Annotated in this window: 14 protein-coding genes and 1 pseudogene; 13 read left to right on the top strand and 2 right to left on the bottom strand. The window is 63.4% G+C overall.

Annotated features, from left to right (window positions below; translation table 11 throughout):
* Positions 1-26: 26 nt before the first annotated feature.
* From gap to metG, 12 genes and pseudogenes are all read left to right on the top strand, one after another.
* On the top strand, positions 27-1,034 hold the full coding sequence (gene gap / locus ACP8JZ_RS06365) for a type I glyceraldehyde-3-phosphate dehydrogenase (RefSeq protein WP_021104351.1): 1,008 nt from the start codon (positions 27-29) through the stop codon (positions 1,032-1,034).
* Positions 1,035-1,335: 301 nt separating this feature from the next.
* Complete coding sequence (locus ACP8JZ_RS06360) at positions 1,336-2,544, top strand: phosphoglycerate kinase (protein ID WP_306516800.1); 1,209 nt, start codon at positions 1,336-1,338, stop codon at positions 2,542-2,544.
* The gene (gene tpiA, locus ACP8JZ_RS06355) at positions 2,544-3,323 is read left to right on the top strand and encodes a triose-phosphate isomerase (protein WP_021104353.1); all 780 of its coding nucleotides are present in this window, start codon (positions 2,544-2,546) and stop codon (positions 3,321-3,323) included. Before ACP8JZ_RS06360 ends, tpiA begins: the two co-directional genes overlap by 1 nt.
* Positions 3,324-3,596: 273 nt before the next feature.
* Positions 3,597-3,854 (top strand): preprotein translocase subunit SecG, encoded by a 258-nt coding sequence (gene secG / locus ACP8JZ_RS06350; RefSeq protein WP_277101274.1) that lies wholly within the window; start codon positions 3,597-3,599, stop codon positions 3,852-3,854.
* A 255-nt stretch (positions 3,855-4,109) separates the two neighbouring features.
* Positions 4,110-4,466, top strand: a complete 357-nt coding sequence (locus ACP8JZ_RS06345) for an RNA polymerase-binding protein RbpA (protein WP_306516798.1) — start codon at positions 4,110-4,112, stop codon at positions 4,464-4,466.
* Positions 4,463-5,923 carry a bifunctional folylpolyglutamate synthase/dihydrofolate synthase gene (locus tag ACP8JZ_RS06340; RefSeq protein ID WP_484482272.1) on the top strand — a complete coding sequence of 487 codons (1,461 nt, stop codon included), beginning with the start codon at positions 4,463-4,465 and terminating at the stop codon, positions 5,921-5,923. The genes ACP8JZ_RS06345 and ACP8JZ_RS06340 overlap by 4 nt, the downstream gene beginning before the upstream one ends.
* Before the next feature lie 547 nt (positions 5,924-6,470).
* Complete coding sequence (gene ndk / locus ACP8JZ_RS06335) at positions 6,471-6,896, top strand: nucleoside-diphosphate kinase (RefSeq protein WP_021104357.1); 426 nt, start codon at positions 6,471-6,473, stop codon at positions 6,894-6,896.
* A 362-nt stretch (positions 6,897-7,258) separates the two neighbouring features.
* Entirely contained in the window at positions 7,259-9,205 is a 1,947-nt protein-coding gene (locus ACP8JZ_RS06330) for a TIGR03960 family B12-binding radical SAM protein (RefSeq protein WP_484482271.1), read from the top strand.
* A gap of 778 nt (positions 9,206-9,983) precedes the next feature.
* Complete coding sequence (locus tag ACP8JZ_RS06325; protein WP_023034175.1) at positions 9,984-10,748, top strand: TIGR03936 family radical SAM-associated protein; 765 nt, start codon at positions 9,984-9,986, stop codon at positions 10,746-10,748.
* Between the two features lie 1,975 nt (positions 10,749-12,723).
* On the top strand, positions 12,724-15,276 hold the full coding sequence (locus tag ACP8JZ_RS06320; protein WP_484482817.1) for an Rne/Rng family ribonuclease: 2,553 nt from the start codon (positions 12,724-12,726) through the stop codon (positions 15,274-15,276).
* A 526-nt stretch (positions 15,277-15,802) separates the two neighbouring features.
* Positions 15,803-16,262 (top strand): annotated as a pseudogene (locus ACP8JZ_RS06315) (ribonuclease H family protein); the annotation flags it as partial.
* 966 nt (positions 16,263-17,228) lie between these two features.
* Complete coding sequence (metG, locus tag ACP8JZ_RS06310; protein WP_484482269.1) at positions 17,229-19,019, top strand: methionine--tRNA ligase; 1,791 nt, start codon at positions 17,229-17,231, stop codon at positions 19,017-19,019.
* Between the two features lie 250 nt (positions 19,020-19,269).
* On the opposite strand, the gene ortB is transcribed toward metG, so the two are convergent.
* The gene (ortB, locus tag ACP8JZ_RS06305; protein WP_484482268.1) at positions 19,270-20,685 is read right to left on the bottom strand and encodes a 2-amino-4-oxopentanoate thiolase subunit OrtB; all 1,416 of its coding nucleotides are present in this window, start codon (positions 20,683-20,685) and stop codon (positions 19,270-19,272) included.
* Positions 20,678-21,010 (bottom strand): 2-amino-4-oxopentanoate thiolase subunit OrtA, encoded by a 333-nt coding sequence (ortA, locus tag ACP8JZ_RS06300; protein ID WP_323461820.1) that lies wholly within the window; start codon positions 21,008-21,010, stop codon positions 20,678-20,680. The genes ortB and ortA overlap by 8 nt, the downstream gene beginning before the upstream one ends.
* Before the next feature lie 165 nt (positions 21,011-21,175).
* Between ortA and ACP8JZ_RS06295 the strand changes: the two genes are divergently transcribed.
* Entirely contained in the window at positions 21,176-21,661 is a 486-nt protein-coding gene (locus ACP8JZ_RS06295) for an Lrp/AsnC family transcriptional regulator (RefSeq protein ID WP_306516791.1), read from the top strand.
* Positions 21,662-21,969: the final 308 nt, after the last annotated feature.

The following is a 21,969-nucleotide window of genomic DNA, read 5'->3' as shown; positions in this document are numbered from 1 at the left end:
ACACCTCATCCGGAGGAGATCACTTAATGACCGTCAAGGTTGGTATCAATGGATTCGGCCGCATTGGCCGCAACTTCTTCCGCGCTCTCAAGGATCAGGGCGCTGACCTCGAGGTCGTCGCCGTCAACGACCTCACCGACACCAAGACCCTGGCCCACCTCCTGAAGTACGACTCCATCCTGGGCCGTTTCCCCGGAGAGGTCAGCTACGACGAGGACTCCATCACCGTCGACGGCAAGCAGATCAAGGTCCTCGGCGAGCGTGACCCGAAGAACCTCCCTTGGAAGGATCTCGGCGTTGACATCGCCGTCGAGTCCACCGGTCTGTTCACCGATGGCACCAAGGCTCAGGCCCACATCGAGGCCGGCGCCAAGAAGGTCGTCATCTCCGCTCCCGGCAAGAACGTTGACGGCACCTTCGTCATGGGCGTCAACGACGGCGACTACGACAATGCGAAGCACAACATCATCTCCAACGCTTCCTGCACCACCAACTGCCTGGCTCCGCTGGCCAAGGTCCTGAACGACGAGTTCGGCATCGAGCACGGCATCATGACCACCGTTCACGCCTACACCGGTGACCAGCGTCTGCAGGACGCCCCCCACAAGGATCTGCGTCGCGCCCGTGCCGCCGCCCTCAACATGATCCCCACCAAGACCGGTGCCGCCCAGGCCGTGTCGCTGGTCCTGCCGGAGCTCAAGGGCAAGTTCGACGGTCTCGCCGTCCGCGTCCCCACCCCGACCGGCTCCCTGACCGACCTCACCTTCCAGGCCTCCAAGGAGGTCTCCGTCGAGGCCGTCCAGGCCGCCGTGAAGAAGGCTGCCGAGGGCCCGCTCAAGGGCATCTTGGCCTACACCGAGGACCCGATCGTCTCCACCGACATCATGGGTGACTCGCACTCCAGCATCTTCGACGCCACCGAGACCAAGGTCATCGGCAACCTCGTCAAGGTGCTCTCCTGGTACGACAACGAGTGGGGCTACTCCAACCGCCTGGTCGACCTGACCGAGCTCGTCGCCTCCAAGCTGGCCTGAGACATCCCGACAACACTGCGGATGTGATCTCAAGACGGCCCCGTGCCCCACGTGGGCGCGGGGCCGTCGTCATCTCCCGGCCGACACGGCACGATCCGTTGCGGCGCATGGCTCCCGGCATCAGGGAAACCGAACTGTTGCCCTGCATGTCCTGCCCATGTGCCAGCTCGCACCTGAGGGTCATTGGCTCCTCGTGATCCGTGCGGCCCCACATCACGTGAGCCACGCATCACGTGAAACGGTGTGGTCCGGCCGGGCCACCGCACACCACCTTCCACCAATCCGATCTGAAAGGACTGTCATGAAGTCTGTTGACGATCTGGGTGACCTGCGCGGCAAGCGTGTCGTCATCCGTTGCGATTTCAACGTGCCGCTCGACGGCGACAAGATCACTGACGACGGCCGCATCAAGGCCGCTCTGCCCACCCTGACCCAGCTTCACGAGGCTGGCGCCCGCGTCACCGTGCTGGCCCACCTGGGACGCCCCAAGGGTGAGGTCAACCCCAAGTTCTCCCTGGCCCCGGTCGCCAAGCGTCTGGGCGAGCTCATGAACCTCGACGTCAAGCTTGCCGAGGACGTCGTGGGCCCCTCTGCCCAGGAGCTGTCCGCCTCGCTCTCCGACGGAGACGTCTGCTTGGTTGAGAATGTCCGCTTCGAGCCCGGTGAGACCAGCAAGGATGCCACCGAGCGTCTTGATCTCGCCAAGAAGTACGCCGAGTTCGGTGAGTACTACGTCTCCAACGGCTTCGGCGTCGTGCACCGCAAGCAGGCCTCGGTCTACGACCTGGCCAAGCTGCTGCCCAATGCCGCTGGCTCCTTGGTGGCCAAGGAGGTCGAGGTCCTCGAGGGTCTCACCGCCGAGCCCAAGCGTCCGTTCGTCGTCGTCCTCGGTGGCGCCAAGGTCGCTGACAAGCTCGCCGTCATCGACAATCTGCTCAAGGTTGCCGACACCCTCGTCATCGGCGGCGGCATGCTCTTCACCTTCCTCAAGGCCCAGGGGTACGAGGTCGGCAAGTCGCTTGTCGACGACGCCTCCATCGAGACCTGCAAGAAGTACCTCGAGCAGGCCGAGGCCACCAGCAAGCAGATCCTGCTGCCCACCGACGTACGCGTCGCCTCCGAGGTGGACTTCGACGCCCACACCGTGGGTCAGGTCGACGTCGTCCCCGTCGACGCCATCCCGGCCGACAAGATGGGCCTGGACATCGGCCCCGAGACCGAGAAGGCCTACGCCGCTGCCATCGAGCAGGCCACCAGCGTCTTCTGGAACGGCCCGATGGGCGTCTTCGAGATCAAGGGCCTGGAGCAGGGCACCAAGACCGTTGCCGAGGCCCTCACCAAGGTTGACGGCCTGTCGGTGGTCGGTGGTGGCGACTCCGCCTCCGCCGTGCGCGCCCTCGGCTTCGACGATGACCAGTTCGGTCACATCTCGACCGGTGGCGGTGCCTCCCTCGAGCTCATGGAGGGCAAGGAACTTCCCGGAATCGCTGTCCTGAAGGAGAACAACTGATGACTCGCACCCCGATTCTCGCTGGCAACTGGAAGATGAACGTGAACCACCTGGACGCGGTGACCCTCGTCCAGGACCTGGGTCAGGCTCTCGCCGAGGCCGGCTACGACAAGTCCAAGGCCGAGGCCGTCGTCATCCCGCCGTTCACCGACATCCGCTCAGTGCAGGTGCTCATCGACGGCGACAAGCTGCCGATCACCTACGGTGCCCAGGACATCTCCGCCCACGACGACGGTGCCTACACCGGTGAGGTGTCTGGCACCATGCTCTCCAAGCTCGGCTGCAGCTACGTTGTCGTCGGCCACTCCGAGCGTCGTGAGTACCACGAGGAGTCCGACGAGCTCGTCAACGCCAAGGCCAAGAAGATCATCGAGGCCGGCATGACGCCGATCATCTGCTGTGGTGAGCCCCTGGACGTCCGCAAGGCGGGCAAGCACGTCGAGCACACCGTCGGCCAGATCAAGGCCGATCTCGACGGCATCAGCGCGGCTGACGTCGCCAAGCTCGTCATTGCCTACGAGCCCATCTGGGCCATCGGCACCGGCGAGACCGCCACCGCCGACGATGCACAGGAGGTCTGCGGAGCCATCCGCAAGGCCGTCGCCGAGATGTACGACGAGGCCACCGCCGAGTCCGTGCGCATCCAGTACGGCGGCTCCGTGAAGCCGGGCAATGTCGTGGAGATCATGAGCAAGCCCGACGTGGACGGCGCCCTCGTGGGTGGCGCCTCCCTCAAGGCTGCCGATTTCGCCAAGATCGTGACGTTCTACGCTGCCTGACAAGGCACAATGGCCTGATTGCGGCGCCTCCCTCGACTGGGGGAGGCGCCGCAACTGCGTCCAACCACGTTCACCTGCTCCCGAGGATCCCCATCGCAGGTTTTCCCACGTGGTGTGCCGCGGTGACCAGCTCTCCGCAGCTGCGACGAGTGCCCTGCACCGACGTGAACTCAAGTTCCAGCGGCCTCATCAGTCGCTGGGGGACGGTTGTTCGGCGGCCATGATGTGCTGGGTGTGAGTATTGGCGCTCAGTGGGTTACCCTTGACCCCGTGATGTCCGTCCCACTTGTTACCTGGCCGATCATGACGCTGTCGATCATCCTGTGCATCCTCAGTATCATCCTCACCCTGTCCGTGTTGCTCCACAAGAGTCGAGGCGGTGGTCTGTCCGACCTCTTCGGTGGTGGTGTGTCCACGTCCATGGGTGGCACCTCGGTCGCAGAGCGAAATCTGGACCGCATCACCATCATCGTTGGTCTGATCTGGGTGGCCTGCATCGTCGGTCTGCTATTCCTGTACCGCTACAGCTGAGCTGATGATGGTACAGCGATCCCTCTGCTCCTGTCATGGGCCTGAGAGATTGCTCATTCCATGAGGCGTGGCATCAGTGCGAATTTTGCCATCGGTCGATCATCAGCTTCTGGGCATGATCGGTCCAGACGGCCGTCCACCCGAACGTGTCCTGCTGCCATGCTCACAGCCTGCCGGTTGGCCTTGTGAGTTGTTGTTTTCCCGTCCTTGAGGGGCGGTTTCGTCATGTCTTCATCGTTGTTGAGGAGAATTTGAATGTCTGGTGGAAGCGCCATTCGTGGTAGCAGAGTCGGAGCAGGACCGGTGGGTGAAGCCGAGAGGGGCAAGGCTGCTGCTCGGGAATACGTCTCGTACTACTGCGCCAACCATCACGTCATCCGTCCGGCCTTCTCCGTCGACGCCGAGATCCCTGACGAGTGGGACTGCCCGCGGTGCGGACTGCCAGCCAACCGGAATGCCGAGAACCCACCTGCACGTCCGCGCGCCATTCCCTACAAGACACATCTGGCCTACGTCAAGGAACGCCGTAGTGATGCCGAGGCTGCCACGATCCTTTCGGAGGCCTTGGCGAATCTGCGCGAACGTCGCGCCAACGGTGAGGCGATCTATTGATGGATCACGCAGAACTGGTGGCACGGCTCGAGGCCAGGTGGCCGGAGAACCGGATCGGTCCGGGGCTCGGCCGTGAGAAGGCTCTCCTCGACCTGCTGGGCAACCCCCAACGTTCCTGCCCGGTGATCCACATTGCCGGCACCAACGGCAAGGGTTCGACTGCGCTCATGGTTGAGTCCCTGCTGCGTGCTGCCGGTTTGCGGGTGGGACGTTACGCCTCTCCACACCTGGTTGACGTCAATGAGCGGATCTGCATCGACGGAGCACCCATCAGCGACGAGGTGTTCGACCAAACCTGGGAACAGATCGAGCCGATGGTCCAGATGGTCGACGAACAGCAGGTCGACGGCATCCAGATGACATTCTTCGAGGTCATCACAGCGATGGCCTTCGCCGCTTTCGCCGACGCCCCGGTGGACGTCATGGTCGTCGAGGTCGGCCTGGGAGGTCGGTGGGACGCGACGAATGTGGCTGACGGGGACGTCTGCGTCATCTGCCCGGTGGCGATGGATCACATGCACATCCTGGGCGACAACTTGGAGAAGATCGCCTCGGAGAAGGCGGGAATCATCAAGTCTGGATCGGTGCCGGTCATTGCTGGCCAGAAGCCGGAGGCGGCCCCCGTCCTGTTGGCGCAGTGTCAGCAGGCAGGTGCCAAGCCGGTGCTCGAAGGCCCAGACTTCGGTCTGCTGGAGCGTCGTGGGGCAGTCGGTGGCCAGGTGCTGCGTCTGCAGACAGCTTCCGGGCCGTTGGGGGAGTTGTACCTGCCCCTGTTCGGGGAGCACATGGCACGCAACGCTGCCCTCGCCGTTGCTGCCGCCGAGGCGCTCACCGGGCCGCTCAAGCCCGACATCATCGAGCAGGGTCTGGCACAGGTGAGTGCCCCGGCCCGTCTGGAACTGGTGCGACGAGCCCCAGCCATCGTCCTGGACACCTTCCATAACCCTCATGGTGCCGATTCGGCCCTTGCCGGTCTCACCCAGTCCTTCGACTTCCACCCCCTCATCGCCGTGTTCGGAGCAATGCGTGACAAGGATGTCGAAGGGGTTTTTGCTCGGATGGCGCAGGACGTCAACCGTGTCGTGCTCACCGGTCTTCCCGGAGATCGTGCCTACCGCGCCGCCGAGCTGGCGGACCTGGCGTCCGAACACTGGGCAGCCGACGAGGTGACGCTCACCGAGAACACTGCCGAGGCGTTGGAGCAGGCGATCCACGTGGCGGATGCTGCCGGACCCTCGGCAGGCATCCTGGTGGCCGGTTCCGTGGTGATCGCGGGGGAGGCCCGTCACATCCTGTTGCCCGATGGCGTCAACCACGTCTCGACCGCTCCCACGGCAGTGGTGGAATCCCCCGAGCTCTCCGACGTGCAGATCGAGCAGATGGAGGGTGAACCCCTCGACGTTCCCGACGAGGTGGGGGACAACCAGTGGGACGACATCGGTCTGGACGGCGAATGAGTTCTGCTGGCAGGGGCTACTGAGTTCTGCTGGCACAGCCGGCCAGGGGGTACTGAGTTCTGCTGGCAGGAAGGACCGGAGCCATTGACGGCGCTGCCGGGTGGGTCCAAGCTCCGTCGAAGGTGCGTGCATCGGCCATCGGTCAGGTCCTCAGGGAAATCCCCGCCGGCACCCCCGATGCCCTCGTCATTGATCCTGACGGAGTTTTTCGCAGAGTTGGGAGTCTCACGTCGGTCCGGGCGCGGCCCGTCTTAAGCGCGTGTCCCTGCGACTCTGAACCCTCATCCCGATGATTCGTGCTCCGGGATGCTGGGACGATCGACCAGTGCCTCCAGACGATCACCTGTCGCCAGGCGATCAACCGGTGCGCCCGACGGCGGGGGTTTGTGGGCCGGTCGGGGGACACGGGGCCGGTTGAGTGGACCCGACGGCGGGGGATACGGGGATCGGTCGAGTGCACTCTTGGTTCTGCATCGTGACTGCAGCGCGATGTTGCCCGACGATGGAGGATCGGTCTTCAGCATGGATTTGCTATAGAGTCGAGGCCATGAGCGAGATTCAGAGAACTTTGGTGCTCATCAAGCCCGACGCAGTGCAGCGTCATCTCATCGGCGAGATCATCGGGCGTTACGAGCGCAAGGGATTGACCATCGTCGCGATGGAGCAGCGTGCCGTCAGCAAGGACCTGGCACGCAAGCACTACGCCGAGCACGAACGCAAGTCGTACTTCGACGAGCTCGTCGACTTCCTCTCCTCGGGCCCGTTGGTGTCCCTGGTGCTTGAGGGGCGCGAGGCGGTTTCCGCAGTGCGTGCCATGCACGGCAAAACCGACGGAGCCCAGGCTGCTCCTGGGACGGTTCGTGGTGACTTCGGACTGTCGACTCGGTGGAATCTGGTGCACGCCTCGGACAGTGAAAAATCCGCTGCTCGCGAGATCAGTCTGTGGTTCCCCGAGGTGTCGGTTCACGCCTGAGCCGGCTCATCGGACTGTGCTCGGCTCTACGAGGTCGCAGGAGTCGTCGGGCCACGTCTGACTGTTCCGGTTCCATGCTTGGAGCTGGGGGACTGCATGGACGGCGTTCCCCAGCCCCGCTCTTTCTTGACACTCGATCGACTCCCGACGCCCCTGCATGGCTGCCCTGTCTGCGTGGTTGCCCTGAGCTGTTATGGATGAGGAGACATCGCTCGGCTCCACCATTCCTGGTGTGACCAACTCGGGTGGAGCTCGTCCTGGTTCTGCTCCCGGATCCCGGCGCGGCCGGCATGGATTTCGCGCTCGGCCAAGTCACACGTGGGCATGTGATCGGGAACAGTTCCCCCGCCTACCATGTGCGGGTGAACATCGACTCCGCCCCTGACCTGCTGCCCACGCTCGAGCCATTGCTGGCTCGTGTCAGCAAACCCATCCAGTACGTGGGTGGGGAGAAGAACAGCATCGTCAAGCCGTGGGAGTCCGCCCAGGTGCGGTGGACCCTCATGTACCCCGACGCCTACGAGGTGGGCCAGCCCAACCAGGGGCTGGCGATCCTCTACGAGGTGCTCAACGAGCATGACTGGATCCTGGCCGAACGCGCCTTCTCCGTCTGGCCGGATCTCGCCGACCTCATGCGCGCCAGCGACGTCCCGGCGTTCACCCTGGACGGTCACCGGCCACTACGAGCCTTCGACGTCGTGGGAATGTCACTGTCGACGGAGCTGTGCTACACCAACGTGCTCAACGCCTTGGACCTGGCCCAGATCCCGGTGCACCAGGCGGATCGCACCATGGCCGACCCGCTCGTCCTCATCGGGGGTCATGCCTCGTTCAACCCCGAGCCCCTGGCCGACTTCATCGACGGTGCGATTCTGGGCGATGGCGAGGAGGCCCTCGTCACCATCAGCGAAGTCATCCGTGACTGGAAGGACGAGGGCTGTCCGGGCGGCCGGGACGAGATCCTTGCCCGGTTGGCCGCTGACGCCGGGGTGTACGTGCCGTCGTTCTACGACGTCGAGTACCTGCCGGACGGCCCGATTCGCCGCGTCACCCCCAATCGCCCCGAGGCGCCGTTCATGGTGAGCAAGCACACGGTGATGGACCTCGACGAGTGGCCGTACCCCAAACACCCCATCGTCTCCACCGCCGAGACCGTCCACGAACGGTACTCCGCTGAGATCTTTCGGGGATGCAGTCGGGGATGCCGATTCTGCCAGGCAGGCATGATCACCCGTCCGGTACGGGAACGCTCGATCGACACGATCGGCTCCATGGTGGCCTGTGGACTGGCCGAGACCGGATTCGACGAGGTCGGCCTGCTCAGCCTGTCCAGCGCGGACCACTCCGAGATCACCGAGATCACCGAACAGCTCGCCGACCGTTACGAGGGCACGAACATCTCGCTGTCACTGCCGAGCACCCGCGTCGACGCCTTCAACATCGACCTGGCCAACGAACTCTCGCGCAACGGACGCCGATCCGGGCTCACCTTCGCTCCCGAGGGCGGCTCGGAACGGATGCGCAGGGTCATCAACAAGCAGGTCACCGAGCAGGACCTCATCGACACCGTGGCCACGGCCTTCGGCCACGGATGGCGTCAGGTGAAGCTGTACTTCATGTGTGGGCTGCCCACCGAGACCGATGAGGACGTCCTGGGGATCAAGGACATGGCCGTGCACGTCATCGAGGCCGGTCGCAAGGCCTCGGGACGCAAGGACATCCGGTGCACGATCAGCATCGGCGGGTTCATCCCCAAACCGCACACCCCGTTCCAGTGGGCGACCCAGGCCCCTGCCGAGGTCATCGACGAACGTCTGGCACTGCTCAAGGAGACCATTCGCTCCGACCGACGCTTTGGTCGCTCCATCGGCATGCGATATCACGACGGACGTCCGGGGATGATCGAGGGACTGCTCTCACGCGGGGACCGCCGGGTGGGACGCGTCATCGAAGCGGTGTGGCGAGACGGTGGCATCTTCGACGGGTGGAACGAGCACTTCTCCTACGAGCGGTGGGTGGAGTGTTGTCAACGCGAACTGGAACCCCTGGGGGTGTCGCTGGACTGGTACACCACCCGGGAACGTGACTACGAGGAGGTGCTTCCCTGGGATCACCTCGACGCCGGGCTGGATCGGGACTGGTTGTGGGACGACTGGCAGGATGCTCTTGACGAGGTCGGTGTGGATGACTGCCGGTGGTCACCGTGCTACGACTGCGGAGTCTGCCCACAGATGGACACCGAGATCCAGATCGGTCCGTCCGGACGTTCCCTCCTGCCATTGTCGGTGACGCCGACGAACCTGGCGTGACGGCTGAGGCGAGTCTGCTCGCGAAACCGGTCAATCTCTGCCGGTCGGGTCCGGGTGGCTGGTGCGAGAGTTTCTGTCACAGGACTGTGGCCCATCAACGTCATGATGTCCCTTGGGGCGGCTTGCCGCAGGTGTGGCGTGTCCGGGTCGGGTTCGTTGTTGTGGTTTCTCTCGGGGAGTGTGGCGGGGTCGGGTCGAGCTCATCTGTCGTGGTGCGGGTCAAAACCACCGGCACCACCTCCACAGCCTTGGCGCGAGGGTCCTCGTCACGGAGTCGCGAGTCGATCAGTGTCGTGACGTTTCCCAGGGTGACTTGCCGCAGGTGTGGGTCCGGGTTGGGCTCGTCTGTCGTGGTGCGGGCCACCCCACAGGCCCGGGTCTGCACGGCGTGTCTTGGCGACTCCTCGTGCCGAGGGCGGATTCGGCAATACAGGACGAGACCAGCTGGCGATTCGGGCGGAATGGTGGCACCTGACCGCTGGGCAGCGAATACCGAGCCAGTGGTGCAGCGCGTTGTGCAAAGCTGCTGTGCGGCACCGACACCGCGCCGGTCCTAGGAATCTTCTCGTGGCGAGACTCGGTCGACGGGGTTTTCGCTGGGAAATCCCACGGGCGGCCCTGATCAGCTTTCACACAGCGCCAGTCCAGCGTTTGTCTGCCCGGCGTCCCCTTGCTCTGTCACGGTGCCTTCTGCGAGAGCATGAGAGCCTTGGGTTTCGCAGCCCTGCAGAGTTTCCTCCACCCGCATTTTTACCGATCCGTTTTGAAAGGCCCCATCATGGCTCACAGGAATCAACGTCAACCCGAGCAGCTTGCCCCACCGGTTCAGCGGATGCGATTACGGTATGCCAAGCGATCCGTGGCACGGTTCATGAGCCATCGGGATTTTGCCCGGTCCTTCGAGCGAGTGCTGCTACGAGCTCGTATTCCCATGGCGCTGTCATCCGGATTCAATCCGCACCCACGTATTTCCTATGCCAATGCGTCCCCGACCGGAGCAGCCAGCGAGGCGGAGTACCTGGAGATTGCGCTGTGGGAGGTGTGTGACCCGGAAAAGGTGAAGGACGCTCTCAATGCTGAGATGCCCACGGGCATGGAGGTGCTGGAAGTCGTCGAGTCGGATCGAGTGGCATGGACCGAGGTGCTCACGGCCTCTGCGTGGACTGTGCATGTGCCACACAGCACCGATCCCGCTGCTGTGTCGTCTGCTGTGGACGCATTGCTGGCCTCCCCCACCTGGGTGGTGCAACGTATGACGAAGTCTGGGTTGCGCGATTTCGATGTGCGTGGCGCACTCATCGGGCTGGGCGCTGATGGCGATCTGGTGCGGATGATGATCCGTCACCAAACTCCGTTGGTGCGCCCCGATGACGTCATGGGAGCGCTGGAATCGCAGATCGACGGTTTTGATCGTCAGGAGTGTCTGTTCACACGGTTGTATCAGGGACGCGTCGGGCTGCTCGAGGACGGCACGGCGGACGAACGAGGGTTGAAGACTGCGCTGATTGACGCCTTCGATGGGCGAGCCGTTCAAGTGTGGTGATCACAGAGATCTGGGTCGGGGTCAGGATTCGATTCGAGGCCAGCTCAGGGTGGCGAAGGCGTCGGGAAACATGACGGGTGAGTCGGGAAACATAGGGGGAGCGCGGCTGTGGTGATCGTGCGTCAAAGGCCGGGCAGTGCCACAGAAGGTGGCATGACTGATTTGCCCGACCGAGGTTGCCACGGCTGAAGTCATCACCGCCTACCACAGTCGCTGCACACTCACCGTCCACAGCAGTCGCCGCACACCACCAGCCAGGACTCGCCTGCCCAGAGTTGCCACGCCTGAAGCCATACCCATCACGGCTCGGTTCTCAGGCTCGACCCAGGTTTGATCCCACTCGCGAGTGTGGTGAATGGGTTGCAGGGACTCATTCGTGCAACGTGTCGTGTCACAACGGATGTTCTCAACCATGATCGCCACGGCGATTTCTGGCACTTCGTACCCGGTGCGGTTTGGCGAAGGGCTGTCTCACTTGGCGCAAAGGACCCCGAAGGTGTTCGTCAGCTGGAGGGCGCCGGGGCTGAGAGTCGTTGACCGATGTCGAAGCCAGTCTGACCCGACGTGTGGTAATTGTGTGCCGAAGATGGACTGGTGCCACATCTCATGGCACGGAGAGTGTCCGCAGCCACGATCGCCATGGCCAAGTCCGCACCAGCCACGTTCGAGTCACGCGGTAAGGGCAGTACTGGCTTGAGTGGGTGGGGCCGGTGGAATCGGTGTGGCTTTCAGTGGCCCGTCACTCAGGGGAATCCCATGGGGTGGGGTAGTGGTTGCCGATGGCCCGGCAATAGCCCATGTTTCAGGGGGAATCCCGCTCAAGGTGTGGCAATCATGCGGCTATCGGTGAACCGCGCCATGCCTCGTGGATCCAGCCAGATTCCGCGCCCAGGCGGTGCCGGTGCGAGTTGTCATTGTGAGCTGAATGTTTCGACCTTCGCTGTCGTCTTGGGCTATGACGCCTACCAACAAGGGCGGTGGTCCCTACCGACAAGAATGCCATGTCTTCGATTCTGGGCGACAACGATCCAGAACCCGTGGTAATCGTGTTGCACACGATGTTCTGCACCAGCTCTGTTGCACGGGGAGGCTGACGTTGCACATTTGCCACAAGGTGGGTTCTTCTTGCCACCCGAACAACTGCTGAAGTGATGCGTGGCATGGCCGTCAGTGGTTCTCTGTGGCATACTTGGCCGCAGGTGACGGGGCACCGCCCCATCCGGGACCGTGGTCTTTACCGCGACGCGTGCTGCGACCGCGGGAGATAGCGGTCGTCCGGATCCACCGACAGCTTTTGCATCTCCGCCCATCCGCACTGTCATTGACGCGACGTTATGGGCGTGGTGCACACGATCATGCCGAAAGGCAGAGGAGAGCACGCATGCTCAATGACGAAAATTCCATGACCGCTTCCGGGCCTGCACAGTCGGAATCGACGACTGAATTGCACAACACAGGCACGGTTCCCGAGAAGTCAGCGACTCGCCGTCACCGTGCTGCCACCCGAGCAGCGGGCGCCCCTGCGGAGTCGAGTGCTGGAGAGTCGAGCGCCTCGGTGCCAGTCACGACTGCCGCTGGTTCCGGCGGTGCCGTGGTGACGTCGGCCGCCGAGACCGTTGATCTTCCTCGTCCCCCGGCCGGACGACGTCGTTCCACCCGGTCGGCTGCAGCCGCTGAGCAGGCCTCGAAAGAGGATGCGAATGCCACGGTGAAAGACTTCCAGCCTGCAGTTTCAGCGCCTGCCGAGGCTCAGGAGCAGCTCCCTGTCCAGCCTGTGAGCGACCATGAGTCAGGTTCGGGTGACTCCACTGCTGATGACCTCCCTGATGGTGAGCTTGGTGGCGAGCAATCCGAATCCACCAGTGCCACCTCCGACGAGTCCAGCACCAGCGAGACCGAAAGATCTGCCCCGACCCGTCGTGCTCGACGCCACTCCACATCGAGGTCGAGGAGCCGTGGTACTGGTTCCCGCGCCATGACGACGGCCAGCCCCCAGGATGACGTCGCTACTCCCGAACAGACCGGATCAGCCGACGCTGAGAAACACGTCACCACCGGGACGGGCAGTGAGACCACCCCGGCCACCGAGGCAGACGACTTGCCGCGTCCGCCTGCTGGACGCCGCGCTTCGCGTTCCGCCTCGGCTGCGCACGAGAAGACCAGTACGCGAGCGCGAAACAAGGACACTGCAGTCGAGGAGACTGATTCCGGTGCGCCCGAGTCCAGCCCCGACACCTCGAGCTCCACCGATTCCCGGCGAACCACGTCCGAGGAGTCCACGCCAGCTCGCCGTACCCGTCGCCGTCGTTCCGCGAACCGACGCGTCTCTGAGCCGAAGGCAGAATCGGATTTCGCCGACATTGACGCTGCCCTGACCAAGGCCGAGGAGCAGGCCCAGTCCCGCAAGACGGCTGAGCAGGGAGTAGACGCGGAGCAGCGCTCCACCAGCGACATCCTCGACAACCTGGCTGCCGAGATCGGCGGCGAGGGCGAAGACGGATCGGCTCGCCGGACCACTCGTCGCCGAGCTGCCCGCCCGTCCTCCTCGTCGCGCGGTACTGATTCCTCCCGTGGTACTGAACGTGTTCGCAAGGCCGATCGCCGGTCGGACGCCCATGACGCTGAGGATCATGAGGATTCTGCTGCCGCGGAACATCAGAGCACTGGAAAGATGACGTCCTCCACAGAGGATTCCAGCCAGACTACTGAGTCTGGTGAGGGGACGACACGCCGTCGCCGGCGCCGCGGCGGACGTCGTCGGCATCCCGCCGAGGCGGAGAGCGGCGCTGACAACTCCTCGTCGGACAAGGACAATGAGGAGAACCGCTCGTCTGACGATGGATCTGAGAAATCCAGCAGCGAGTCGACCAAGTCCAACGACGCGGATCATTCCGATCACGAGGGCGGCTCGACTCGCAGACGGCGTCGTCGCCGTCGTCGCGGTGAGGACACCAGTGGCTCCGACGACGATCCGAACAATGTCGTCATCAAGGTGCGCGAGCCTCGTTCGCGTCGATCCGCCTCCGACGAGGTCTCCGGCATCGAGGGATCCACCCGGGTGGAGGCCAAGAAACAACGTCGCCGGGAGGGACGTGCCGCCGGACGGCGTCGCAATGTCGTGCTCACCGAGGCCGAGTTCCTCGCTCGTCGGGAGTCCGTGGACCGCAAGATGGTCATCCGCCAGTCCGAGGAGTACTCCCAGCTTGCCGTGCTCGAGGACGGGGTGCTCGTGGAGCACTACGTCGATCGGGCCTCGGCCACCTCGGCCATCGGCAACGTCTACCTCGGCAAGGTGCAAAGCGTCCTGCCGTCGATGGAGGCTGCCTTCGTCGACATTGGACGGCGCCGCAATGCCGTCATCTACGCCGGTGAGATCGAGTGGGAGAAATACGGCGAGGTGGGCAAGGAGCACCGCATCGAACAGGTGCTCAAGACGGGCGACCCGATCTTGGTGCAGGTGACCAAGGACCCGGTCGGGGCCAAGGGAGCTCGGCTGACCAGTCACATCTCGTTGCCGGGTCGTTACGTCGTCTACTCTCCGGACGGCAAGCTCTCGGGCATCAGCCGAAAGCTGTTCGACTCCGAACGAAAGAGACTGCGCAAGATCGTTGATGCGACGATGCCCTCCGAGGCATCGGTGATCGTGCGTACTGCCGCTGAAGGTGTCAGCGAGGAAGACCTCACCCGCGACATCAACCGGCTCAAGGCCCAGTGGGAGGTCATCGAGCGCAAGGCGGGCACCAGTCATGCACCGCAGATGCTCTACAGTGAGCCGGATCTCACGGTGCGCATCATCCGCGACCTGTTCAACGAGGACTTCTCCGAACTCATCGTTGCCGGAAATGGCGGTTCCGACGATGCCTACGAGACGATCAAGGCGTACGTGGACCACGTGGCCCCATCCCTTGAGAAGCGTCTGACCAAGTGGGACACCCAGTCCCAGGGGGACCTGTTCCAGAAGTACCGGATCGATGAGCAGGTGGCCAAGGGCCTGGAGCGGAAGGTCTTCCTGCCATCCGGTGGTTCGCTGGTCATCGACCGCACCGAGGCCATGACCGTCATCGACGTCAACACTGGCAAGTTCACCGGATCGGCGGGCAACCTGGAGGCCACCGTGACGGCGAACAACCTGGAGGCAGCCGAGGAGATCGTGCGTCAGCTGCGGCTACGCGACATCGGCGGAATCATCGTCATCGACTTCATCGACATGGTGCTGCCCGCCAACCGTGAGCTGTTGGTGCGCCGTCTCATCGAGTGCTTGGGACGCGATCGCACCCGCCATCAGGTGTCCGAGGTGACATCCCTGGGCTTGGTGCAGATGACGCGCAAGAAGATCGGGACCGGCTTGGCCGAGGCCTTCACCGAGGAGTGCTCCTCCTGTGGCGGTCGTGGATACGTTCGACACGACAAGCCCGTGAACTCCCAGGCCCCGGCAGACGGTGGTGAACGCTCCGCACGAGGCCGTCGTACCTCGGGCGGGCGCAAGAGCTCCAAGAGAAAGTCGCAGCGCAAGAGTCACGAGAACTGAGTTCGGCCCGAGACAGTCAGACGAGGCCAGAAGCAGTGTGAGCCAGTACCTGATCTGATGAGTTGGCGGCGGGGTGATCGCTCCGCCGCCAACCTCTGATGCCACCCCATATGTCTTTCCTGCTGCGCCTTCTGCGATCCCACTGAGGCTGCGGCGATGGAGGGTCGTGATACATCCGCAGGATCGCTTGGCTCGAGTTGTTCGCTTGTGTTTTTTCGAGGACGGAGACGTGCTGCAGGTCGGAGACAACTGACGATTCCACGCATGAATCGGCCGCACCGGGCAGGACTCTGCTGGGTCGCGTCCCACACCACACGACGTGCATCGTCTCGATCGACTCTGCGGGCACGAGACCGTGGATCACGGCCGTCTGAGCAGTGAGCGTCTTTCCCGGATGGCTGGTAGGAGTTTTCGGGGCTGGGCTGCCGCGTGCCGTCTGAGCCAATTCGTGACACCATGTTCAGGCACTACCGGTGCCACATCACAGAGAATCCCGCTGACAGCGGGCATACGAAGGAGTTCGTCGTTGATCACTGCAGCAGCTGACGGGTCGAGTCTGCACAATCCTGGCCCTGCTGGGTGGGCGTGGTACATCGACGACGCCACTTGGGCTGCCGGTGGCTGGCCGAAGGGCACCAACAACATGGGGGAGCTCACCGCGGTGCTGGACCTGCTGCGCGCCACTCGCGACGCTGGTGAGGAGCTCACGGTTCTGTGTGACTCGCAGTACGCCATCAACTGCTGCACCAAGTGGATGGCGGGATGGAAACGTAAGGGATGGCGCAAGGCTGACGGCAAACCCGTGCTCAACAAGGAGATTCTGCAGGAGCTCGATACCGAGCTCGCAGGCCGGCAGGTGCATTTCCAGTGGGTCAAGGGGCACGCTGGTCATGCCATGAACGAAGCCGCCGACTCCCGTGCCCGCGCTGCTGCAACGGCCTATCGCGACGGAACCTCGGTGGATCATGGCCCTGGATTCGGGCACGCCCCTGCCGCGGAGACCGCCGCAGGCGGCGCAGACGACACACAGAATGTTTTCTGCGCCCCACAACGCCACTCTGCCGGCAATGTGTGTGGGGAGGATGACCAGGAGGCTCCATGCCGGGCAGCTGCCCCCACGGCGACTCAGCTCGAAGCCACGTCATCGCGTGACGTCACCTCGGCCTCCGCCGGTGATATCCCGTCCATCGAGCCCTTCCAGGACGGTCTTTTTGAGTTGGATGCCCCCAGTGCCCTTGTCAGTACCTTGGCAGATCTGCAGAGCCGTCTAGTCGACTCCAACCCAGCTCGCCGTCAACAGGCCATGGCCGAGCTGTTGTCCGATGACTTCATCGATCATGCTGCAGACGGCAAGGTTCGCAGCAAGGCGCGTCTGATTGCCATGGATCGCTCCATCAAGTCTCGTACCACCACCCAGATCGACATCCTGGGCATCACCGAACCAGCTGACGGGGTGGCTCTGGTGCGATGGAGGTCGCGAACCGGGGCACGTGCAGAACTTCATGCCAGCTTGTGGCGTCTCAGCGGGCAGCATGGGGACGGTCAGTGGCAGATCGTCTTCAGTCAGGCGACGGCGATCTGACCTCGACCACGGGACGATGCAATCGGCATCATCCCGTGGTCGTTGCGCAGTCACTCGAGGTGGCCCACCATCGGTGCCTGCCTGTCGACTTCGCACGATCTGCGGCAGTCGACGTTGCCGAACCGCGAAGTGACTGCTGCCTCGGCAAGGGGACTGACGGTCCTCAAGACCGTGGCTCCCCGCGGCTGTGGCAATCATGGTTGCGGAACGGGTTTGTGCCACGTGGCGTAGCAGCTCGGGGCGGTGCAAACACTTCTGCCACAGGGCCCCGGTTCATGATGGGGCGGCAGAGACAGCAGTGACCATATTTGTCACGCAAGGTGGTGAGCCATGTCGTGGCGGCAGCATCATTGCCGATAGAGTTGGCCCCATGTGTGCCAATGTTCTTGCCGCCGTTGCCTGGCCCTACGCGAATGGGCCTCGCCACATCGGTCATGTTTCAGGATTCGGTGTTCCCTCTGACGTCTTCGCGAGGTTCATGCGAATGTCGGGTCACCGTGTCCTCATGGTCTCCGGCTCGGACTGCCACGGCACCGCGATTTCGGTCAAGGCCGATCAGATGGGACTCACGGCCCAGCAGTGCGCCGAGAAGTTCCATCACATCATCGCTGAGGACCTGCAGGGTCTGGGCCTGTCGTACGATCTCTACACCTCAACGATGACGCCCAATCACGCCCACGTCACCCAGGAAATCTTCACGACCCTCCACAAGAACGGCTATCTCGTCAAGAAGTCGGAGATGGGGGCCTTCGAGCCATCCACCGGACGTACCCTGCCGGATCGTTACATCGAAGGCACCTGCCCGATCTGCGGTTATGACGACGCCCGTGGCGACCAGTGTGACAACTGTGGACGTCAGCTGGACCCGGCGGACCTCGTCGAACCGCGCTCCAAGACCACTGGGGCGACCCCCGAGTTCCGTGAGACCGAGCATTTCTTCCTCGACCTTCCCGCCTTGGCCGAGGAGCTCACCCGGTGGATCAACACTCGCACCGACTGGCGACCCAATGTCCTCAAGTTCTCCCACAACTTGCTCGAGGAACTGCGTCCACGCGCCATCACTCGCGACCTCGACTGGGGGGTGCGCGTGCCGGTCGAGGGCTGGCAGGACAACCCCATGAAATCCATCTATGTGTGGTTCGACGCCGTCATCGGTTACCTGTCAGCCTCCATCGAGTGGGCCCGGCTCTCCGGTGACCCACAGGCGTGGAAGGATTTCTGGCAGGACCCGGAGGCCTTGTCGTACTACTTCATGGGCAAGGACAACATCGTTTTCCACTCGGTGATCTGGCCCGGCATTCTGCTGGGCATCAATGGCGAGGGTGACAGGGGCGGTGCCCCATCGCCCGAGATCGGCACCCTCAACCTGCCCACCGAGGTGGTTTCCAGCGAGTTCCTCACCATGAGTGGTTCCAAGGTGTCCAACTCGCGCGGTGCGACGATCTTCGTCGGAGACTTCCTGCGTGATTTCGGCCCAGACGCGCTGCGCTACTTCATTGCTGTGGCAGGTCCGGAGAACCAGGACACCGACTTCACCTGGGAGGAGTTCATCCGCCGGGTGAACTTCGAGCTGGCCAACGAGTGGGGCAACCTCGTCAACCGCTCGATCTCCATGGCCCACAAGAACGTGGGATCCATCCCGCCTGCCGGGGAACTCACCGACGCCGACCGTGCCCTGCTTGACGAGTCCCTCAAGGCCTTCGAGACGGTGGGCGACCTGCTGGAGCATGCCAAGTTCAAGGCAGCCATCACCGAGGTCATGCGTGTCGTCAGCCTGGCGAACGCCTACATCAGCGATCAGGAGCCGTGGAAACTCAAGGACGACCCACAGCGTCGCAGCACCGTGCTGCACGTGGCCCTGCAGGTGGTCAACGACTGCAACACGATGTTCACGCCGTTCCTGCCACACTCCGCCCAGAAGGTCTTCGAAGCCCTGGGTGGGGATGGCGTGTGGGCTGCCCAGCCCGAGCTGGTCGAGGTGGACGACGGTGGCGACACCCATCCGGTGCTGCGCGGTGACTACGCCAGCGAGCAGGCCCACTGGGGGCGTGACGAGATCGAGGTGGGGCGCCCCCTGGCCAAGCCCACCCCGATCTTCCGCAAGTTGGACGCCAAACTCGCCGAGACGGGCCCGGAATGGGCGCCGATCAACAAGAACTGAGGTGGCACAGTTGCCGTGAGTAGGGGCGTACCCTGCACACGGCATTGAACTGTGTGGTCATCAGATGCGAAGCTGACGGTTTCATGTCTGTGCGGCAGCAAAAACTGCGCGTGGTTTGAAGAACACGCCTGAACCAATCACCAATCCGACCACGAGGACCGTGGCTTGGAACAGGCCAATCTGGCGCTTGAGAGTCGCATTTACTGCTGTCTCACCCCGCGCTGGGCGTGAGGCATGGGCGGTGGACATGTCACACCTCAACCCCGTTGTCGCGCAGGGCGGCCAGTACCAAGTTCCGATCGCTCTGGGTCTCGTCGATGAGGAACTGGATGTCCTCCTCGGTGGCGCTGGTCGCCTTGACGTGTCGCACCATCTGCTTGACGTAGCTTCGGCGCAGCCGATCCAGGTCGGCCCATCGAGTGACGAGGCGGGACGGGTGGTCCGGCATGACGATTGTCCGTCCGGGCACCTCGGTCTCCGGGTCGCCGAGTGAGACCTCGATGCCGTTGTGCTTGGCGAACGACAGCTGAGCGAGCGGATGCTTGCCAGCGCCGGTGTACTCCGTCTCCTGGACGACGATGGCCTGGTCAGAGGGGAGCGTCTGGGCCAGAGCGAACGCCGCAGCCAAGGAGGTGTTGCCAGCCGGCCCGCGTTCCATGCCCTCGAGCTGGGCCAGCAACTCGGTCATGTAGAACACCTCGCCCTGCTTGACGTACAGGTAGCCGTCCATGTAGCGCAGCGGGCGGGCTGCCGAGCGTGGTACGTCGGAGTGATCGGGATTCGTGGCGTAGGGCACACCGAACCCGGTGTGCCCGGTGGTGAACGACTTGAGGTTGAAGTCGTGGTCGGAGGCCATGTGCAGCCCCGAGAGGTCGACCGATGCGCCATACACCTTGGTGTCTGATGCCCCTGCCTTGCGCAGTCCGCGTGCGGTGCCGGTGAGATTTCCTCCGCCTGCGTTCGTTGCGATCACGACGTCGGGAGCGCGTCCGATGAGGGACTGGCACTGTTCCACGATCTCCAGACCCAGGGTCTCCACACCGGCGATGCCAAAGGCCGAGTACAGCGAGGCATTGAAGAATCCAGTCTCCTCGAGAACCTTGAGATAGCTGTAGAACAGCTCCGGGCCGACCGAGAGCTGCAACACCTCGGCGCCCAGGGACTCACACTTGCGCTGCTTCTCGAGGATTTCGGGCTGCCCCACCTTGTGGGAGTCGTAGCATTCCTGCACGATGATGCATGGCAGATTCGCCATCGCAGCCTGGCTTGCGACGGCAGCCCCGTAGTTGCCGGAGGTTGCTGACATGACGCCGGGGAAACCAAGCTGCTTGGCCTGGAGCACCGACATCGACGCCCGACGATCCTTGAACGAGCCAGATGGATTGCACTGCTCATCCTTGACGAGGATGCGGGCGCCAAGTCCCGGCCCTGAGACCGCACGGGCCAGGGCGGTGAGATTGCGCAGCTCGAGCAGTGGGGTGTCGCCCACCCCCACCCGACGTTGCGCAGCGCGCACGTCGTCCAGGGTGAGGCCGGTGTCCGCCATGAGACGCTCGTAGTCGAAGGCGATGTTTCCCGACTCATACGTCGAGTAATCAACGCCGAGTGCCTTCTTCATGATTTCGCCGTTGCGAGCCATGACGGCGTCGTAACTCATGTCACGCATTGTCTTTCTCCTTGATGATGTGCCTGGCCTGCGGACCGATACCGAGTAGTTCGGGGACGGCGGCGTCACCGAATCCGTAGTCGTAACCAGGGTTGACGGCCAACAATGTTCCGCTGATGGTGCGCCCGCAGGTCGTGGTGATGGTGACCCGGTCGCCGATGTGGGCGGACTCCTCGTCAAGGAATCCCTTCACCCACGACTCGAACGGGACCTTCTGCGTGTCCTGCGGAAGATGGGCGGTGCGTTGCTCGGGGGTGAGCACGATGTCGTGGATCTGTACCCAGTCGCCCCTGCGGGCACTGTGCATTGTCTCAAGGCTGCTCATCGGTGAACTCTGCCTTTCATTGCGTACGGTGGGGTGGCCGAGGGGGCCAGTGAGCCAAGTACATCGCCGCCGAAATGGCTGGTCAAGGACGATCCTGTGCCGCCACGGTGCGATAATTTCTTGTGGGAACGACACAGCGTGGTTGTCGGAAGGTGTGATGCCGTCATGGGCAAGAAATTGCAACTGGACGAGATTGATCGCGAAATAGTGTTGCAATTACGTAAGGATGGCCGAATGTCGAATGCCGACCTCGCCAGGCACGTCAGCCTGAGCGCACCGGCGTGCCTGCGACGGGTCAAGCATCTCGAGGACTCCGGGGTGATTCGGGGGTATCGTGCCGTCATCGACCCGGCGGCATTCGGTCATTCCCTGGAGGTGTTCGTCTGGGTGGACCTCGACGCGAGCAATCGGGAGGCAATGCTCGCCTTCGAGGACCGGGTGAGCCAGATGGAGGAGGTCGTCGAGTGCCATCGGGTTTTCGGGCGGCCCGATTTCTTCATGCGAGTGCTCGTGCGTGACCCGGCCGACTACGAGGACTTCCTCACCAACAAACTCATCGGTGTGCCCTCGGTGCTGCGGGTCACCTCCACCCCCTCACTGAAGAAGATCAAGACGGAGGATCATGGCTGGAGTGAGGGGGCACTGGGCTGAGCGGGCCTTGGCCTGACCCGGTCAAGATCCGGGCGAGGTGCTGCGGGTCACTGATGACTCCCTGGGCTGTCTGGGGGCACCCGCGATCAGAGTCCCGACCAGCCGGAGGAGTGGCAGGTACTGATGGTTTCCCGGGTCGCCTGCGGAGAGGCGATCTTCCGGCGCCATCCTGTCAGTGGGCTCGACCTCCTGTACTCCTGACGTAGGGATAGGAAGACCCGTGTCGTCTGGTCCGTGGGGGCTCGACTTCCTGCATCCCTGACGTGAGAACAGATCGACTCGTGTCGTCCAGTCAGCGGAGCTCGACC

This window comes from Cutibacterium sp. LaCa_286 (genome assembly GCF_057198075.1).
The sequence above is the reverse complement of the archived record's forward strand: the minus strand, read 5'-3'. Positions and strand labels throughout refer to the sequence as shown.

Bases quoted from the DNA above. Each gene is read 5' to 3' on its own strand.
- gap (WP_021104351.1), top strand. From the start codon at position 27: ATGACCGTCAAGGTTGGTATCAATGGATTCGGCCGCATTGGCCGCAAC.
- ortA (WP_323461820.1), bottom strand. From the start codon at position 21,010: ATGAGCAGCCTTGAGACAATGCACAGTGCCCGCAGGGGCGACTGGGTA.
- ACP8JZ_RS06325 (WP_023034175.1), top strand. From the start codon at position 9,984: ATGGCTCACAGGAATCAACGTCAACCCGAGCAGCTTGCCCCACCGGTT.
- ACP8JZ_RS06320 (WP_484482817.1), top strand. From the start codon at position 12,724: ATGACGACGGCCAGCCCCCAGGATGACGTCGCTACTCCCGAACAGACC.
- ACP8JZ_RS06295 (WP_306516791.1), top strand. From the start codon at position 21,176: ATGGGCAAGAAATTGCAACTGGACGAGATTGATCGCGAAATAGTGTTG.
- metG (WP_484482269.1), top strand. From the start codon at position 17,229: ATGTGTGCCAATGTTCTTGCCGCCGTTGCCTGGCCCTACGCGAATGGG.
- ACP8JZ_RS06345 (WP_306516798.1), top strand. From the start codon at position 4,110: ATGTCTGGTGGAAGCGCCATTCGTGGTAGCAGAGTCGGAGCAGGACCG.
- ACP8JZ_RS06360 (WP_306516800.1), top strand. From the start codon at position 1,336: ATGAAGTCTGTTGACGATCTGGGTGACCTGCGCGGCAAGCGTGTCGTC.
- secG (WP_277101274.1), top strand. From the start codon at position 3,597: ATGTCCGTCCCACTTGTTACCTGGCCGATCATGACGCTGTCGATCATC.
- ortB (WP_484482268.1), bottom strand. From the start codon at position 20,685: ATGCGTGACATGAGTTACGACGCCGTCATGGCTCGCAACGGCGAAATC.
- ndk (WP_021104357.1), top strand. From the start codon at position 6,471: ATGAGCGAGATTCAGAGAACTTTGGTGCTCATCAAGCCCGACGCAGTG.
- tpiA (WP_021104353.1), top strand. From the start codon at position 2,544: ATGACTCGCACCCCGATTCTCGCTGGCAACTGGAAGATGAACGTGAAC.